The organism is Afipia sp. GAS231, from assembly GCF_900103365.1.
Taxonomy (GTDB): Bacteria; Pseudomonadota; Alphaproteobacteria; order Rhizobiales; family Xanthobacteraceae; genus Bradyrhizobium.
This window is the reverse complement of record NZ_LT629703.1, coordinates 1431225-1448521: the sequence shown is the minus strand read 5'-3', so window position 1 is coordinate 1448521 and position 17297 is coordinate 1431225. Positions and strand designations below refer to the sequence as shown.

At 61.1% G+C, this 17297-nt stretch carries 16 protein-coding genes; 12 read left to right on the top strand and 4 right to left on the bottom strand.

Annotated features, from left to right (window positions below):
• The first annotated feature begins 47 nt into the window (after nt 1-47).
• The 5 genes from BLS26_RS06935 to BLS26_RS06915 all read left to right on the top strand — a co-directional run bounded on the left by BLS26_RS06935 (nt 48) and on the right by BLS26_RS06915 (nt 6109).
• Nucleotides 48-1250, top strand: coding sequence for an alanine--glyoxylate aminotransferase family protein (locus BLS26_RS06935; protein WP_092509613.1), 1203 nt, complete (start codon nt 48-50; stop codon nt 1248-1250).
• An 87-nt stretch (nt 1251-1337) separates the two neighbouring features.
• On the top strand, nt 1338-2630 hold the full coding sequence (locus BLS26_RS06930; protein ID WP_092509612.1) for an MFS transporter: 1293 nt from the start codon (nt 1338-1340) through the stop codon (nt 2628-2630).
• Between the two features lie 108 nt (nt 2631-2738).
• A complete protein-coding gene (locus BLS26_RS06925; protein ID WP_092509610.1) occupies nt 2739-3812 on the top strand; it encodes a hypothetical protein in 1074 nt (357 codons plus the stop codon).
• Nucleotides 3813-4070: 258 nt separating this feature from the next.
• Complete coding sequence (locus BLS26_RS06920) at nt 4071-5270, top strand: alanine--glyoxylate aminotransferase family protein (protein WP_092509608.1); 1200 nt, start codon at nt 4071-4073, stop codon at nt 5268-5270.
• Nucleotides 5271-5311: 41 nt separating this feature from the next.
• Nucleotides 5312-6109: an enoyl-CoA hydratase/isomerase family protein gene (locus BLS26_RS06915; RefSeq protein ID WP_092509606.1), complete on the top strand. Its 798-nt coding sequence runs from the start codon at nt 5312-5314 to the stop codon at nt 6107-6109.
• Nucleotides 6110-6216: 107 nt separating this feature from the next.
• Here the strand turns inward: BLS26_RS06915 and rfbB are convergent, their stop codons facing one another.
• Both rfbB and rfbA read right to left on the bottom strand, forming a co-directional pair.
• Nucleotides 6217-7296 carry a dTDP-glucose 4,6-dehydratase gene (gene rfbB, locus BLS26_RS06910; RefSeq protein WP_092509604.1) on the bottom strand — a complete coding sequence of 360 codons (1080 nt, stop codon included), beginning with the start codon at nt 7294-7296 and terminating at the stop codon, nt 6217-6219.
• A 21-nt stretch (nt 7297-7317) separates the two neighbouring features.
• The gene (gene rfbA, locus BLS26_RS06905) at nt 7318-8193 is read right to left on the bottom strand and encodes a glucose-1-phosphate thymidylyltransferase RfbA (protein ID WP_092517724.1); all 876 of its coding nucleotides are present in this window, start codon (nt 8191-8193) and stop codon (nt 7318-7320) included.
• A 551-nt stretch (nt 8194-8744) separates the two neighbouring features.
• Between rfbA and BLS26_RS35575 the strand changes: the two genes are divergently transcribed.
• Nucleotides 8745-8915 carry a hypothetical protein gene (locus BLS26_RS35575; RefSeq protein ID WP_157676357.1) on the top strand — a complete coding sequence of 57 codons (171 nt, stop codon included), beginning with the start codon at nt 8745-8747 and terminating at the stop codon, nt 8913-8915.
• Nucleotides 8916-8922: 7 nt separating this feature from the next.
• Here BLS26_RS35575 and BLS26_RS35570 read toward each other — a convergent pair whose 3' ends face one another.
• Nucleotides 8923-9084, bottom strand: coding sequence for a hypothetical protein (locus BLS26_RS35570; protein WP_157676355.1), 162 nt, complete (start codon nt 9082-9084; stop codon nt 8923-8925).
• 521 nt (nt 9085-9605) lie between these two features.
• On the opposite strand from BLS26_RS35570, the gene BLS26_RS06900 reads away from it, so the two are divergent.
• Nucleotides 9606-10553, top strand: coding sequence for a Bug family tripartite tricarboxylate transporter substrate binding protein (locus BLS26_RS06900; RefSeq protein WP_371360916.1), 948 nt, complete (start codon nt 9606-9608; stop codon nt 10551-10553).
• Between the two features lie 34 nt (nt 10554-10587).
• On the opposite strand, the gene BLS26_RS06895 is transcribed toward BLS26_RS06900, so the two are convergent.
• Nucleotides 10588-11238 carry a class II aldolase/adducin family protein gene (locus BLS26_RS06895; protein WP_092509600.1) on the bottom strand — a complete coding sequence of 217 codons (651 nt, stop codon included), beginning with the start codon at nt 11236-11238 and terminating at the stop codon, nt 10588-10590.
• A 91-nt stretch (nt 11239-11329) separates the two neighbouring features.
• Between BLS26_RS06895 and BLS26_RS06890 the strand changes: the two genes are divergently transcribed.
• The 5 genes from BLS26_RS06890 to BLS26_RS06870 all read left to right on the top strand — a co-directional run bounded on the left by BLS26_RS06890 (nt 11330) and on the right by BLS26_RS06870 (nt 17291).
• Nucleotides 11330-12217 (top strand): S-methyl-5'-thioadenosine phosphorylase, encoded by an 888-nt coding sequence (locus BLS26_RS06890; RefSeq protein ID WP_092509598.1) that lies wholly within the window; start codon nt 11330-11332, stop codon nt 12215-12217.
• Nucleotides 12214-13308 carry an S-methyl-5-thioribose-1-phosphate isomerase gene (mtnA, locus tag BLS26_RS06885; protein ID WP_092509596.1) on the top strand — a complete coding sequence of 365 codons (1095 nt, stop codon included), beginning with the start codon at nt 12214-12216 and terminating at the stop codon, nt 13306-13308. Before BLS26_RS06890 ends, mtnA begins: the two co-directional genes overlap by 4 nt.
• Before the next feature lie 72 nt (nt 13309-13380).
• On the top strand, nt 13381-13923 hold the full coding sequence (locus tag BLS26_RS06880; protein WP_092509594.1) for a tripartite tricarboxylate transporter TctB family protein: 543 nt from the start codon (nt 13381-13383) through the stop codon (nt 13921-13923).
• Nucleotides 13924-13944: 21 nt separating this feature from the next.
• Nucleotides 13945-15456 (top strand): tripartite tricarboxylate transporter permease, encoded by a 1512-nt coding sequence (locus tag BLS26_RS06875; protein ID WP_092509592.1) that lies wholly within the window; start codon nt 13945-13947, stop codon nt 15454-15456.
• 236 nt (nt 15457-15692) lie between these two features.
• A complete protein-coding gene (locus BLS26_RS06870) occupies nt 15693-17291 on the top strand; it encodes a glycosyltransferase family 39 protein (RefSeq protein ID WP_092509590.1) in 1599 nt (532 codons plus the stop codon).
• Nucleotides 17292-17297: the final 6 nt, after the last annotated feature.

Here is a 17297-nt window from a genome sequence, read left to right as displayed (position 1 = left end):
AAAATGAATGCAATACCTCTGGTGACTTCGGTCCAAACGAGGAATCCATGCCCCAAGGACGTCATTTCCTACAAATTCCCGGGCCAAGCCCGGTGCCCGATCGCGTGCTCCGCGCCATGGACATGCCGGTCATCGACCATCGGAGCTCCGAATTTGCCGAGCTCGGCAAGACGGTGTTCGACGGCTGCCAAAAAATCTTCAAAACCAACGGACCGGTCATTATTTTTCCGTCGTCGGGCACCGGGGCCTGGGAAGCGGCGATCGTCAACACGCTTTCGCCGGGCGATAAGGTCCTGATGGTCGAGACCGGCCATTTTGCCACGCTGTGGCGGCAGATGGCGGCGCGCTGGGGCATCGAGGTCGATTTTGTGCCGGGTGACTGGCGCCATGGCGCCGATCCCACGGCGATTGGAGTCGCGCTGGCGCAGGACATCGCGCATGCCATCAAGGCGGTGATGGTGGTGCATAACGAGACTTCCACCGGCGTCACCAGCCGGATCGGCGACATTCGCGCCGTCATGGACCAGGTGGGCCATCCGGCGCTACTGCTGGTGGATACGATTTCCTCGCTGGGCTCGGTCGATTACCGGCATGACGAGTGGAAAGTCGACGTCACCGTCAGCTGTTCGCAAAAGGGATTTATGCTGCCGCCGGGGCTCGGCTTCAACGCCATCTCCGAGAAAGCCCGCGCCGCTGCGAAGACCAACAGGATGCCGCGGTCGTATTGGGATTGGGAGGAGATGCTGAAGCCCAATGCTGCGGGATTTTTCCCCTACACGCCGGCGACCAACTTGCTGTACGGATTACGCGAAGCCATTGCGATGCTGCTTGAGGAAGGGCTGGACGCGGTGTTCGCTCGACACCAGCGCCTGGCGGCGGCTACCCGCGCTGCCGTCGCGCATTGGGGCCTTGAAGTGCTCTGTCTTGAGCCCGCCGAATATTCCCCGGTGCTGACGGCTGTGCTGATGCCGCCGGGGCACGACGCCGACAAGTTCCGCAAGACCGTGCTCGACACCTACAACATGTCGCTCGGCTCCGGTCTGAGCAAGCTCGCCGGCAAGGTGTTTCGCATTGGTCACCTCGGCGAGTGCAACGAACTGACGTTGATTGGGGCCCTGTCCGGCGTCGAGATGGGTCTCGCGGCTGCGGGCGTGCCGCATCGGGCCGGCGGCGTCGAAGCTGCGATGAAATCGCTGGAAGAGCAGACGCAGTCAAATTCTCCGGCGCACCTGAAGGTGGTCAAAACCTAACCGGGCCGCAGACCATCGGGACGGTTAGCGCCATCGGCTCGGCGCAGCCGTTGAAGCAATACAAAAAAAGCGAAACGGGAGAGAAATATGCGGCTTCGGTTCAAGGCCACCCATGTCGTGCTGGCGATGTTGTGTGTCATGTACTTCATCACCTATGTCGACCGGGTCAACATCGGCACGGCGGCCAGTGAAATCCAGAAGGAACTCCACCTCAGCAATACCCAGCTTGGGCTGGTGTTCTCGGCCTTTGCCTATCCCTATTTGCTGTTTCAGGTAATCGGCGGCTGGGTCGGAGACCGCTTCGGGCCGCGCAAGACCCTGTTCTGGTGCGGGCTGATCTGGGCGCTCGCCACCATCGCGACCGGCTTCGTGACCAGCCTGCTGACGCTGTTCATTGCCCGCGTCGCGCTTGGTTTCGGCGAAGGCGCGACCTTTCCGACGGCGACGCGCGCCATGCAGTATTGGACGCCCGCCAACCGGCGTGGCTTCGCCCAAGGCCTCACCCACGCATTCGCGCGGCTCGGAAACGCCGCGACGCCGCCGTTGATCGCAACGCTGATGGCCTGGCTGACCTGGCGTGGCTCCTTCGTCGCGCTGGGTCTGGTCAGCCTGGTGTGGGGCGTAGTGTGGGCGCTGTATTTCCGCAATGAACCGAAGGATCACCCCGGAATCACCGAGGCCGAACTGGCGTCGCTGCCGCCGCGCCCCCTAGACAAGCGACCGCAGGTGCCATGGGGACCGCTGTTGCGCCGGATGTGGCCGGTCACGCTCACCTACTTCTGTTACGGCTGGACGCTCTGGCTATATCTCAATTGGCTGCCGCTGTTCTTCAAGAACAACTACAGCTTGGATATCAAGAATTCGGCGCTGTTTGCTTCCGGCGTATTTTTTGCCGGCGTCGTCGGCGACAGCCTGGGCGGAATCCTCTCTGATCGCATTCTCAGGAACACCGGCAATGTTCGCCTTGCGCGGTTGAGCGTCACGGTCATCGGATTTGCCGGCGCCTTCCTGTCGCTGCTTCCGATCCTGTTCATTCACGACATCACGATCGTCGCGCTGTGCCTGTCCGGCGGCTTTTTCTTTGCCGAACTCGTGATCGGCCCGATGTGGTCGGTGCCGATGGATATTGCTGCAAAATATTCCGGTACGGCCGCCGGGCTGATGAATACCGGCTCGGCGCTGGCGGCGATCGTGTCGCCTTTGGTCGCCGGTTACGTGATCGACGTGACCGGCAACTGGTACTTGCCGTTCCTGATGTCGATGGGATTGCTCCTGCTTGGCGGGTTTTCGGCGTTTCTGATGCATCCTGAAAAGCCCTTTGAAGAACTTGCGGAAGTGAATCCGGTCAAGCCAGGTGTACTCGCTCAACAGCTAAAATGATCCCTTGACCTCGGCAGAGGCGGTCGAGGTCCTATCGGATCATTTTCAGATTCTGAGAGTGCTTGCACGTCGAGTCCTGCCGATATCCAATCAACACCGGAGCCAACTATGCCCAACTACAAGATTCTTATTCTCGGTGCGTCGTATGGTTCGCTTCTTGCGTCCAAAATGATGTTCGGCGGCCATAGCGTGAAACTTGTTTGTTTGCCGGCTGAGGCTGACCTCATCAATTCCGAAGGCTTTCGCGTGCGGATGCCGATCCGGGGCCGCAAAGAGCAGATCGAGATCGATTCCCGCAAGTTGCCGGGCAAGGTGTCTGCTTCCGGTCCGGCCGATATAAATCCCAAAGACTACGACCTGATCGGGCTGGCGATGCAGGAGCCGCAATACGGCTCGCCCGGTGTGCGCGAATTGCTCGATGCCGTGGCGAAGTCGCGTGTGCCGTGCATGTCGATTATGAACATGCCGCCGCTGCCTTACATGAAGCGTATCCGCAATGTGAATAGCGAACTGCTCGGGCCGGCATACACCATGCCTGCGGTATGGAACAGCTTCGATCCCGGCACATTGACATTGTGCAGCCCGGATCCGCAGGCGGTCCGGCCTCCGGAGGAGAAGGTCAACATCTTGCAAGTAACTTTGCCGACCAACTTCAAGGTTGCACGCTTTGACAACGAGAAGAGCAACGAGATCCTTCGCAACATCGAGAAGGATATCGATGCCGTTCGTTTCGATGCCCCGGAAGGCGAGATCGAACTGCCGGTAAAGTTGCGTGTTCACGACTCGCTTTTCGTGCCACTGGCCAAATGGGCGATGCTTCTGGCCGGCAACTACAGGTGCATCACCCAGGACGGCATGCGAACCGCACAGGAAGCGGTGCATGCCAATCTCGAAGAGTCTCGTTCGATATACGACTTTGTCGTTGACGTGTGCGTGAAGCTCGGTGCCTCGCGCGATGAGCTTGTACCATTCGAGAAATATGCTGCGGCTGCGGAAAGCCTGTCGCGTCCGGCTTCGGCTGCGCGCGCGCTCAACAATGGCGCGATCAATATCGAACGTGCCGACAAGCTCGTGCAACTCGTCGCCCAGCAACAAGGGATGAGTCATCCCCTGCTCGACGCCATTGTTATCCTGGTGGATGAAAGGATCGCTGCAAACCGCAGGAAGGCTGTTGCGGCCTGACAGATCAATGGTGGACCCGACCTGGTTTCGCTGGATATGGGGCACCTTGCCGAGGGGAGCCATCATGCCAAGGACCAAAATCCCGATGGCGTCAGCGCTGTGCTGCATCGGCTTGGGGGCCGAATATCGCGCTCATAAAAAGCTGTAGCGAGAGCTGGCTTTGGCCCTCTTGACGGCGCCCGCCGGGCAGGGGACAAGCTCGGCAAATAGTGATATTCGGGTGCCTGCGAAGCCAAGACAAGACCGGGAAGGACGCCTATGACCGTGCATACTGGAAGGCATTTTCTGCAGATTCCGGGGCCGACCAACGTGCCGGACCGGGTGCTGCGGGCCATGGACATGCCGACCATGGACCACCGGGGTCCCGAATTCGCCGAGATCGGTCATACGGTCCTGGGCGCCATGCAGCGGGTGTTCCGCACCAAGCAGCCGGTCATCATCTATCCGTCGTCCGGCACCGGCGCCTGGGAGGCAGCCATCGTCAACACGCTGCAGCCCGGCGACAAGGTGCTGATGGCGGAGACCGGGCAGTTCGCCGTGCTGTGGCGCGGCATTGCCGACAAGTTCAGGCTCGACGTCGATTTCCTGCCCGGCGACTGGCGCCACGGCGCCGACCTCGAACAGATCGAGGCCCGGCTGACGGCCGACAAGCAGCACAAGATCAAGGCCGTCATGATCGTGCATAACGAGACCTCGACCGGCTGCGTTACGCACCCGCTCGACGTCCGCAAGATCATGGATCGCGTCAAGCATCCGGCGCTGTTCATGGTTGACACCATCTCCGGTCTCGGCTCGCTGGAATATGAGCACGACGCCTGGGGTATCGACGTTTCGGTGGCAGGCTCCCAGAAGGGCCTGATGCTGCCGCCGGGCCTCGGCTTCAACGCGGTCTCCGAAAAGGCGCTTGCGATGGCGAAGGCCAATCCGGCGATGCGTTCCTATTGGGACTGGCAGGAAGTCATCGCGATCAACAAGGCCGGTACCTGGCCCTATACGCCCGCGACCAACCTGCTGTTCGGGTTGCGCGAAGCGGTCAAGATGCTCGAGGAAGAGGGACTGGACAACGTCTTCGCTCGCCACAAGCGCCACAGCGCCGCGACGCGCGCGGCCGCCAAGGTTTGGGGTCTGGAAACCCAGTGCCAGGAGCAGGGTGCGCATTCGCCCGCGCTGACCGGCGTGGTGATGCCGGAAGGCCATGACGCCGACGCGTTCCGCAAGGTCGTGCTGGAAAACTTCGACATGTCGCTCGGCACTGGCCTGAACAAGATCAAGGGCAAGGTGTTCCGGATCGGCCATATCGGTCACTTCAACGATCTGATGCTGATGGGAACGCTGTCGGGCGTCGAGATGGGCCTCGATCTCGCCAAGGTGCCGCATCGCGCCGGCGGCGTGCTGGCGGCGATGGACGTCCTGAAAGGCCGCGACGTCGTGCCGATGCCGAAGACTGCCGTCGCCTGAGTTCGGCCTCGACTTAAACAACAAGAACAGAAAGAATCGTGATGAACGCTCCGGTAGCTGCGACCGAGGACCTGCTCTATTCCGTCGAGGACGGCATCGCCCGGATGACGTTCAACCGTCCGCAGGCGCGCAACGCGCTGACCTTCGCCATGTACGAGCGCATGGCGGAAATCTGCACGGCCATCAACGACGACCGCTCGATCAAAGTGATGGTCCTGACCGGTACGGGCGACAAGGCATTCGCTTCCGGCACCGACATCTCGCAGTTCCGCGCCTTCAAGACCGCCGAAGACGCGCTCGAATATGAGGAGCGGATCGATCGCGTGCTCGGAACGCTGGAGCGGGTCCGGGTACCCGTGATTGCAGCCATTGCAGGTGCCTGCACCGGCGGCGGCGCGGGCATTGCCGCCTGTTGCGACATCCGGATCGGTACCGCTGCGACGCGCATCGGCTTTCCGATCGCGCGCACGCTGGGCAACTGTCTGTCGATGTCCAATATCAGTCGCGTCGTCGCGCTGGTCGGGCCGGCGCGGACCAAGGATCTAATCTTTACCGCGCGGCTGATCGAGGCGCCCGAGGCGCTGTCGCTCGGTCTGCTCAACGAAGTCGTGCCCGATGTTGAGACGCTGCAACGCCGCGCCGCCGAAACCGCCAAACTCGTTGCCGGCCATGCGCCGATCACGATGGAAACCGCCAAGGAAGCGGTGCTGCGTCTGCGGCGCACGCTCTCGCGCGAAGAAGGCCGGGATCTGATCCTGCGCGCCTACATGAGCGAGGATTTCCGCGAGGGCATGGATGCCTTCCTCAACAAGCGCACGCCGAACTGGAAAGGCCGGTAGCTCAAGCCTTGTTGCTTGCGCGCACCTCAGCCGGCAATCGCAGCAACAAACTTTGCTAAGTCACACCTTCCGCCGACTTGGGCCACGTCGTGCTCATTTCCGAGAACTTACTGGCTTACAAAGCTTAATCCTCGGCGGCTCCCGTTGTAGCCCCGCTTTAATACTGAACGCCACCATGGTTCATGGTCGATAAACCACTCCACCGTTTTTACAATTCCCTTTTCAAAGGTTTCTTCCGAGCGCCAACCCAACTCGCGCTCTAGCCTGGAGGCATCTATCGCATAGCGTTTGTCATGACCAGGACGATCGGCCACAAAAGTGATCAGGCGTCTGCGCGAGCCGGCTGCGCTTGGCGAAAGTTCATCCAGCAAATCACAAATAGTCTCTACCACATGCAGGTTGGTTCGTTCGTTGCCTCCGCCCACGTTGTAAGTCTCACCGAGCACGCCGCGTTCAAGCACAAGTGTCAGGGCCTTGGCATGGTCCTCGACATAAAGCCAGTCGCGAACGTTCTTGCCATCCCCGTAGATCGGCATAGATCTGTCTGCGAGCCCCTTGATGATCACGTGCGGAATCAATTTTTCCGGAAAGTGATAGGGTCCGTAATTATTCGAACAGTTAGTGACCAGGGTCGGTAGCTCGTAGGTCCTGCGCCAAGCCCGGACCAGATGGTCCGATGAGGCCTTGCTGGCGGAATAGGGTGAATTGGGAGCATAGGCGGTCGCTTCTGTAAAGTGCTCATGCGCGCCGGCTGAGCCGAATACTTCGTCCGTAGAAATGTGCAGGAAGCGGAAAGACGCCCGTTTTTCCCTGGAAAGCGAGCGCCAGTGGCGCAGGGCTTCCTGCAGCAGAGTAAACGTCCCCACGACGTTGGTCTGGATGAAATCGCTGGGGTTATCGATCGAGCGATCGACGTGGCTTTCGGCAGCAAGGTTCATCACTGCGTCGGGTTGATACTTCTCAAACAACTTACGCAGTGCCGGTCCATCACAGATGCATTGCTGCTCGAAGGAATAACGTGGATTGGTGACCGCACCGGGAAGCGAGTCTAAATTGGCGGCATAAGTCAATTTATCGATGTTTACGATCCGCGCGTGGGTATCGCGCAATAAATGCCGGACGACCGCCGAGCCGATGAAGCCTGCGCCGCCGGTAACGAAAACTGTGAAGTTCCTGAACCGTTTCACATCTTTCCCGGGAAGAGAGTTCTAGCTTTTGAATGACCGTGCAATGGACATCAAGTACTCGCCGTAGCTGCTCTTGGCGCTGCGTCGCGCTGCTTTCTCAAATGCTTCCAAAGAAATGAAACCTTGGCGCAGTGCGATCTCTTCTGGACAAGCGATGCGCAAGCCCTGTCGCTGCTCCAGAATCTGCACGAAGTGACTGGCCTCTACGAGCGAGGCATGGGTGCCGGTGTCTAGCCAGGCAAAGCCGCGTCCAAGGACTTCGACGAAGAGGGCGCCGCGTTGGAGATAGGAATTGTTGACGTCAGTGATCTCCAACTCGCCACGCTCGGATGGCTTGATGTTGGCAGCAATGTCGACCACATCATTGTCGTAGAAATAGAGCCCAGTCACTGCGACGTTGGACTTTGGGTGCTCGGGCTTCTCTTCGATCGACAACGCACGGCCCGAGGGGGCAAGCTCCACTACTCCGTATGCTTGCGGCTGATTAACAATGTAGCCGAACACCGTGGCTCCCCTGGTGCGCGAGGCAGCTTTGGCGAGTATTTCCTGAAGGCCATGGCCGTGGAAAATGTTATCTCCGAGTACCAACGCCACGCGGTCCTTTCCAATGAAGTCCCGACCAATGACAAAGGCATCCGCAAGTCCGCGAGGAGTTTCTTGGACCGCATAGGAGAACTTCAACCCGATCTCGGAGCCGTCGCCTAGCAGGCGGCGAAACAGGGGCTCGTCCTGAGGGGTGGAAATGACCAAAATATCTCGAATCCCGCCAAGCATCAGCGTAGATAGCGGATAGTAGATCATGGGCTTATCAAACACGGGCAGAAGCTGTTTGGAAACGACCGAAGTGACAGGATACAGGCGCATGCCAGTGCCGCCGGCTAGTATGATACCCTTCATAAACCCTCTTAGTTCCATCTTAAAACATAACAGAAGGCGGCCGACAAACAAAATTTCCTAGTACATTGCCGATTGACGTTTCTGACCGACGTGCTGTTAGCTCAGCGGTGGTTGTCGGCCCGACAGTCGTCCTGAGCACGTCTACAGTCCGCCTACATTGGGTCCTCCGCTTGAATCACTTTCTGAGCTGTCGGCGCTTCATGGAGATGCGGCCCTGGTTGTACGTGGGGCCCAGCATTTTGAATGACAGCCTCGACGTGCCACATCTGGCGGCCCAATTCGTCGTACGTTCTCAAGTATCAGCCCGCCTAAGCGCTCCACCCAGATAAATAAAGCAAGCAACAAAAAGATTTTCTTCTGTCGGAAGCGCCGACGCGCCGCCCAAAAATGTGCCGGCCAAGGGCGCCAAAACGCCAATTGTAGTGCAGGCCGTCGATATTCGATCAAGCGCGAGGGCGCGCAACTTGATTTGTGAGGGCAAGTCGGTTAGTTCCATTCAATCGCCATCGCGCCGGTCTGGCCTCGCCAGCTTTTGATGCTAGGATCGCGGAATGAAAAACCTCGCTCTGCTGGCAATCTGCGCTGCCCTAGTCGCGTTTGGCATTTTCACGATTGCCGTTTCGCATGGCTTTTTCACGCAACTCAGCGGAGCCGTGATAATGGCCCTCGGTGGTTCGGCGGGCTATCTGATCGGCTCCCATCGGAAGCCGGAAGGCGCGTAAGATCACCCTAGTTCGCGACCTGCTTCAGCCGCCATCGGGCGGGCCTCGCTTCCCCGACGATCTCCACGCCTTTTCCCTCATGGTTCTTGAGGCCGTGCTGTACGGCTAGGGCGATACTCTGAGCGTCAGCCTTGGCGGCCTCAATGCCTTCTGCCTTGAGGGACGGCATCGGCTATCTCCGCCGTTGTCATCGGCCCCGTGGCCGTCCGCAGCACGTCTACAGCCCGCCGATATAGAGTGCCCCGCTTGAACCACTTGTTGGGCTAGCGGCGCTTCACGGCAATGCGTCCCAGGTTGTAGCTGGGGTCCGGCATTTTGATGACGGCTTCAACGTGCCGCATCTGGTGGCTCAGTTCGTCGTACCGCTGCCGGTTCTCGAGTATCTGGCCGCCTAGCTCCATGTGAGCCGTTCAAGCGTGTTGATGGCCGGGCGAGTCTGGTGGTCGTTGGTTGGTCGTAACGGCATGGTCGTCTCCTTTGCCGGAGACGTAAGCGAGGCCGTTCAAATTGCTTGTGGCGTTTGCGCCATAATACCGCGAAAGTCATATAGGCCGATCGCGGGTTCGGCTTGAACTACTGCAACTAACCCAGCATTATCGCGAGACCTGCAACCCGTTCGCAAATCAAACAATTCGTATAGGGAAGACGCGCGTGGGACATATTCTGAAAGCCGCCGCCGCCTTGACGGCCATGATCGCCAGCGCGCCGGCTTTTGCCGCCTGGGAGCCGACCAAGCCGGTCGAAATCGTGGTCGCGGCGGGCGCCGGCGGCGCTTCCGACCAGATGGCGCGGATGATGCAAGCGGCGATCCAGAAGAACAATCTGATGAAGCAGCCGATGGTGGTGTCGCTGAAGGGTGGCGCGTCCGGCGCGGAGGCGCTGATGTACATGAAGTCCAGCGACGGCGACGCCAACAAGGTCCTGATCGCTTACTCCCTGATCTACATGCTGCCGCTGTCTGCGAAAATTCCGTTCAACTGGCGAGAGCTGACGCCGGTGTCGGTGATCGCGCTCGATCAATTCGTGTTATGGGACAACGCGGAGGGCCCGAAAAGCGTGAAGGAATTCATCGCGGCCGCGAAGGCTGCCAGCGCGCCGTTCAAGATGGGCGGCACCGGCTCCAAGCGCGAGGATCACGTGCTGACCGTATTCATGGAGCAGAAGACCGGGGCGAAATTCTCCTATCTGCCGTACAAGTCCGGCGGCGAGGCGGCGACGCAACTGGTCGGCAATCACACCGAATCCAACGTCAACAACCCCTCTGAAAACCTCGAGGTCTGGCGCGCCGGCCAGGTCCGCGCGCTCTGCGTGTTCGACAAGGAGCGCATCGCTTACAAGACCAAGGTCACCGAGACGCAATCCTGGAACGACATCCCGACCTGCAAGGAGGAAGGGCTCGACGTGCAGTACCTGATGCTGCGCGCGATGTTCCTGCCCGGCAAGGTGACGCCGGAACAGCAGGCGTTCTATGTCGAGCTGTTCCAGAAGGTGACGCAGACGTCCGAATACAGGGACTACATGGAGAAGCAGGCGCTGAAGCCGATCTTCCTGACCGGCAAGGATATGGTGCAATTCCTCGAGGACGACGACAAGCTCAATGCCTCGCTGATGAACGAAGCGGGTTTCGTCGCGAAGTAACGCCATCGGCAACGCCGGCCGATTTCCGGCCATGTTACTTATCGGCAGGACCGTATCCTGCGATCCTGCCGAGAACGTTCTGGATCTCCTGCTTTGGAAGCAGTCGCGGCGTGCCGATCTGCAGGCAGCCATGGTATTGCCGCGCCAGCGCCTCGACCTCGACCGCGAGCCACATCGCCTTCGACAGCGACGGCCCGACCGCGATCATGCCGTGATGTTCGAGCAGGCAGGCCTGTCTACCCTCGAGCGCGCGCACAGCGTGCTCCGACAGCTCCTGCGTGCCGAAGGTCGCATAGGGCGCGACGCGGATGGTGTCGCCGCCGGCGCAGGCGATCATGTAATGGATCGGCGGGATCTCGAGATTCATGATCGCCAGGATCGTCGAATAGGGCGGATGCGCGTGGACCACGGCGTTGACCTCGGGCCGGGCCCGCAGGATATCGAGGTGAAACCGCCACTCGCTCGACGGGCGCTGTGCGGGATCGTGCGAGCCGTCCAGAGCCATGAATACGATCTGCTCGGGCTGCATCGTCTCGTAGGGCACGCTGGTCGGCGTGATCAGCAGGCCGTTGTCATGGCGCAGGCTGATATTGCCCGAGGTGCCCTGATTGATTCCCAGCGCATTCAGGCTGCGGCAGGCGTCGACGATGGATTGGCGCTTTTCCCTGTCGTTTGTGGTCGGCATTTCAAGATCCCTTGTAGCCTGCGGAGAATGCTTGATTATTGCGTCGCAGTATAGTCGAACATCTGCTGTGACGAGTTGATCGGGAGTACCCATGACCAGTGCCGTTACCAATGCTGTTCTTGGCATCATCGGCGGATCCGGCATCTACGACCTGCCGGGGCTGGAAGACGTTCGTGACGAGGTCATCGAAAGCCCCTGGGGCGAACCATCCGCCGCGCTCACGCGCGGCGTGATCGCAGGCCTGCCGATCGCGTTCCTGCCGCGGCACGGCAAGGGACATGTGCTGTCGCCTTCCGACATCAACTACCGAGCCAATATCGACGTCCTGAAGCGGGCCGGGGTCACCGACCTGATTTCGCTCTCGGCCTGCGGCTCGTTCAGGGAGGAGCTGCCGCCCGGCACCTTCGTGCTGGTCGATCAATTCGTCGACCGCACCCACAAGCGCGAGAGCTCGTTCTTCGGCAGAGGCTGCGTCGCCCATGTCTCTATGGCTCATCCGGTATCGCCGCGGTTGCACGTGCATCTGGCGGCGGCAGCCAAAGCCGAAGGCATCGCGGCGGTGCACGGCGGCACCTACGTTTGCATGGAAGGTCCGCAGTTCTCCTCGCTCGCCGAGAGCCTGACCTACAAGGCGCAGGGCTATTCGGTGATCGGCATGACCAACATGCCCGAGGCGAAACTCGCCCGCGAGGCCGAGATCTGTTACGCCAGCGTGGCGATGGTCACCGATTTCGATTGCTGGCATCCCGATCATGACGCCGTCACCGTGCAGGATATCATTCGCGTGCTGAACTCAAATGCCGAGAGGGCGAGGGCGCTGGTGGCGCGCCTGGCCCGCGATTTCCCGCGCACGCATGAGCCGTGTCCCGTCGGTTCGGACCGGGCGCTCGATACGGCTCTGATCACGGCGCCGGATGCACGCGATCCGCAACTGCTGAGAAGGCTCGACGCGGTGGCCGGACGGGTGTTGCGGCTATGAAGGTCGACGGCCGGCATTTCCGCAGTATCTGGCTGGAGCCGGACGGCTGGTCGGTCGGCGCGATCGACCAGCGGCGTCTGCCGCATGAATTCGTCATTGCGCGTATCGAGACCGCGCAAGCAGCCGCAGACGCGATCCGCACCATGCTGGTGCGCGGCGCGCCGTTGATCGGTGCGACCGCCGCTTACGGCATGGCGCTGGCGGTCCGCGACGATCGTTCCGACGCCGGCATCAGTCGCGCCTACGAATTGCTGATCGCGACGCGGCCGACCGCGATCAATCTGAAATGGGCGCTTGATGAAATGGTGCATGCGATCAGGGCGCGGCCGCCCTCCGAGCGTGCACATGTCGCCTATGCCCGCGCCACCGAGATCGCCGAGGAGGATGTCGCGATCAACCGCGAGATCGGCCGGCACGGGCTGGCGCTGATCGAGGCGATCGCCGCGGCCAAGGCGCCGGGCGAGACGATCAACATCCTGACCCATTGCAACGCCGGATGGCTGGCGACGGTCGATTGGGGCACCGCGACGGCGCCGATCTATCTGGCGCATGATCGTGGCCTGAAGATTCACGTCTGGGTCGACGAAACCCGGCCGCGCAATCAAGGCGCTTCGCTCACGGCCTGGGAACTCGGCCACCACGGCGTTCCGCACACGGTGATCGCCGACAACACCGGCGGCCATCTGATGCAGCACGCCATGGTCGATCTCGCGATCGTCGGAACCGACCGGGTGACCGCCAATGGCGACGTCTGCAACAAGATTGGAACCTATCTGAAGGCGCTCGCAGCATACGACAATGGCGTCCCGTTCTATGTCGCGCTGCCGTCGCCGACCATCGACTTTAGTATCGATGATGGGATCAAGCAGATCCCAATCGAGCAGCGCGCCGCCGACGAGGTCGCTACCATGACCGGCCGCACCGCCGACGGGCGCATCGAAACCGTGCGCGTGGTGCCGGCGGGCTCGCCGGTCGCCAATTATGGCTTCGATGTCACGCCGGCCAGGCTGGTGACGGGCCTGATCACCGAGCGCGGCGTGTTGCGGCCCGATCGTGCTGCACTTGCGAGCGCGTTTCCGGAGCGCGCCTGACCTCATTGACGCTTGGTATACCAGCACGCTATCCCCTCTGCCGGAGCGAACCTGCCGGGATAAGCGTGATCCATGTCCAATACCGATATCGAAATTGTCGTCGACGACCCGACCGCACCGGAGGCGGATTCGCCGGCGGTGACGTCGACCGGCGTTGTCGATGTCGTGGTGTCGCTGTTGCTGCTCGCGCTGGCCGTGACGCTCGGATGGGACAACTGGCGCACCGGGGCGGCCTGGGATTCGACCGGTCCGCAGCCCGGTTATTTTCCGTTCTATCTCTCGGTGATCCTCGGCGGCGCCAGCCTCTACGGCCTCGCGACGGCTTTCCTGTCGCGCAAGGAAGCCGCGGAAGTTTTCGTCACCCGGGCGCAGCTTCGCCGCGTCATGGCCGTGTTCGTGCCGACCTTCCTGTTCTGCCTCGCCACGCAATATCTCGGGCTCTATGTCGCAAGCTTCCTCTTGATCGCAGGCTTCATGCGGATGGTCGGCAAGATCGCGCTGTGGAAGTCGCTGCTGACCGCCTTGATCTTCACTGCGGTGATGTTCGTGACCTTCGACATCGCCTTCGACGTCATCATGCCGAAGGGGCCGCTCGAAGCGGCCTTCGGCCACTAACAGATCGACGGGACCTGAATAATGGAAGCTTTCGGTCTGCTCGTGCACGGCTTTTCCGTTCTGCTGACTTGGAAGACGATGCTGCTGATGATGGTCGGGCTGGTGCTCGGCATTTTCGTCGGCGTGCTGCCGGGCCTCGGCGGCCCCAACGGCGTGGCGATCCTCTTGCCGCTGACCTTTACCATGGATCCGACCTCGGCGATCGTGATGCTGTCCTGCATCTACTGGGGCGCGCTGTTCGGTGGCGCCATCACCTCGATCCTGTTCAACATTCCCGGTGAAGCCTGGTCGGTCGCGACCACTTTCGACGGCTATCCGATGGCGCAACAGGGCAGGGCGGCGGAAGCGCTGACGGCGGCTTTCACCTCGTCCTTTATCGGCTCGCTGGTCGCGGTGCTCTTGATCACGTTTCTGGCGCCGATGATTTCGTCCTTCGCGCTGAAATTCGGACCGCCTGAATTCTTCGCGGTTTATCTGCTCACCTTCTGCTCCTTCGTCGGCCTCGGCCGCGAGGCCAAGCACAAGACCGTCATTTCGATGTCGCTCGGCCTGCTACTCGCCGGCATCGGCATGGACACCGTGTCCGGTCAGTTGCGCATGACCTTCGGCTCCACCGAACTGTTGCGCGGCATCAATTTCTTGGTCGCGGTCATCGGCCTGTTCGGCATCAGCGAAATCCTGCTGACGATGGAGGAGCGTCTGGCGCTGCGCGGCCACGCCGCCGGCATCTCCCTGCGCGTGGTGCTGGCGGTCTGGAAGGACCTGCCGAAATACTGGGTGACGCTGCTGCGCTCGTCCTTCATCGGCTGCTGGCTCGGCATCACGCCGGGCGGGGCCATTGCCGCCTCGTTCATGGGGTACAACCTTGCCAAGCGCTTCTCCAAGGACCCGGACAGCTTTGGCAAGGGCCGCATCGAGGGCGTGTTCGCGCCGGAAACCGCGGCGCATGCGTCGGGTACCGCAGCGCTGCTGCCGATGCTCGCGCTCGGCATTCCCGGCTCCGGCACCGCGGCGATTTTGTTGGGCGGCCTGATGGTGTGGGGCCTCAACCCGGGGCCGCTGCTGTTCGTCGAGCACAAGGATTTCGTCTGGGGCCTGATCGCCTCGATGTATCTCGGTAACGTGGTCGGCCTGGTGCTGGTGCTGACCACGGTACCGATCTTTGCCTCGATCCTGCGGGTACCGTTCGCTGCGGTCGCCCCGATGATCGTGGTGTCCTGCGCGATCGGCGCCTACGCGATCCAGAACGCGATGTTCGACATCTGGCTGATGCTCGGCTTCGGCGTCGTCGGTTACGTCTTCAAGAAGATCGGCATTCCGCTGGCGCCGCTTACGCTGGCGCTGGTGCTCGGCAACCGTGCCGAGGATGCGTTCCGGCTGTCGATGATCGGCTCCGGCGGCGCCATGAAGGTGTTCTGGTCGAACGGCTTGGTCGGATCGATCACGACGCTCGCGATCCTGCTGCTGTTCTGGCCCATCATCGACAGAACGTTCGGTGGCCTCACGCAAATGTTGCGGCCGACGAGGACATAGATGTTTTCATCTCATTTCAACGGAGCAATCGATCGGCGAGGCATAGCGGATGGATGACTGACTTATTCGATAGAGATTTTCGCAGAGAGCGCATTCGGCAAAGCCGTTGTCGACACGCACCCAAGGTACCGTCTTTCGGCCTGACCTCGCTCTAGTCTAGTGAAAATTGATGTTTCAAGGGATTCTTCCCGCCTGACCGATTCCACAGCAGCAAAAAACGCGCTACGCACGCTAGTATGTCGACTGCATCCCTTTTGCCCGCGGCCTCCCGCGGCAGGCGCTTTCCCTCGCTCCGGCGGCTCGGAGCATGGCTGGCCTCGCGCGCCATCGGTCCCAAGGCCAGCCTGTGGCTGGTGATCGGCTTTGCCGCGGTCCATGCCGCGCTGTGGACCCTGATTCTGGTCAACCTGAAGACCGGCCAGGACGTCCATATGGACGTGGCAGAGGCCTACGCCTGGGGCCAGAAGTTCCTGCTCGGCTATGGCAAGCACCCGCCGCTGTCGGGCTGGGTCGCCGGCGTCTGGTTCATGGTCTTTCCGGTCAAGGACTGGGCAACCTACGCGCTGGCGATGACGACGCTGGGGTGCGGGCTCGTGATCTGCTGGCTGCTGGCACTGCGCGTGGTCGACCACCGCCGCGCCTTCTTGGTCGTGGTGATGCTCGCGCTCTATCCGATCTTCAATTTCAAGGGCTTCAAATACAATCCGGATATCCTGCAGCTGGTGACGCTGCCGCTCTTGATGCTGGCCTATCTCGACGCGTTTGAAAAACGCAGCGCGAAATCGGGCATCTGGCTCGGGCTGGCCGGCGCGCTGGCGCTGATGACCAAATACTGGGTGCTGACCATGATCGGCGCCATTGGTCTGGCCGCGCTGATTCACCCGGCACGTTTGCAGTTCCTGCGTTCGCCGGCGCCGTGGGTCGCGATCGCCACGCTGGTGGTGGCGATGATCCCGCATTTCATATGGCTGAAGCAGGTGAATTTTATAGCACTGACCTATGCCGGCGACAGTTACACCATCACCGACCGCGCGCTGATCCATGATCTCGCGCTCGGCTATGTCGGCCATAACCTTGCGCTGGTGGTGGTGCCGGTGGTGCTGGCGGCGATTGCGCTGGCATGGCCGTCGCGCCGCTGGAAGCTCTTTCCGTTCTGGTCGCGCGGCGCAAACTCCGGCGTAGACCTTTCCCAGGCGCTCAACGTCTGGATCGTCCAGGTCATTGTGGCGCTCGGGCCGCCGATCGGCGCGGTGATATTCCATATCTACATTAAGACCGATTGGGGCATCCCGCTATTCTTCCTGGTGCCGCTGGCGCTGGTCGCGATACCCGCGGTGCGGGTGCGGCAGATCGCGCTGTCGAGCCTCACGGCGACCTGGCTGGTGATTTCGCTCGCGGTGCTCGCGGCCTCGCCGAAGATCGTCGCCTATGAACTGGATCAGAAGCGCAATGAAGGTGCGACCTATCGCGCGCGTTCCGAACTGGCTCGCGAACTGACCGACGTGTGGCAATCCCGGTTTCATTCGCGCTGGCCGGTCGTTGCGGCCTATACCGATACCGGCGAGCCCATCACCTTTTACAGCCCCGATCATCCGGCGCCGCTGACGCCGGACGAGCTGTGGTCGTCAGGCCTGACCTCGCTCGAGGAAGCCAAACATTCCGGCTTCATCGGGGTCTGCGAGACCGGCGACTGGAAGCTGGACAAATGTGAAGCCTGGATGAAGCTCCATGCCGCCAATGGCGAACGCATGGTGGTCACCACCCGTCGGTTTACGCTCGGTATCGCCGGTGCGGCGACGGCATGGAACGTCATCGTGGTGCCGCCGTCAAAATAAGAGCTA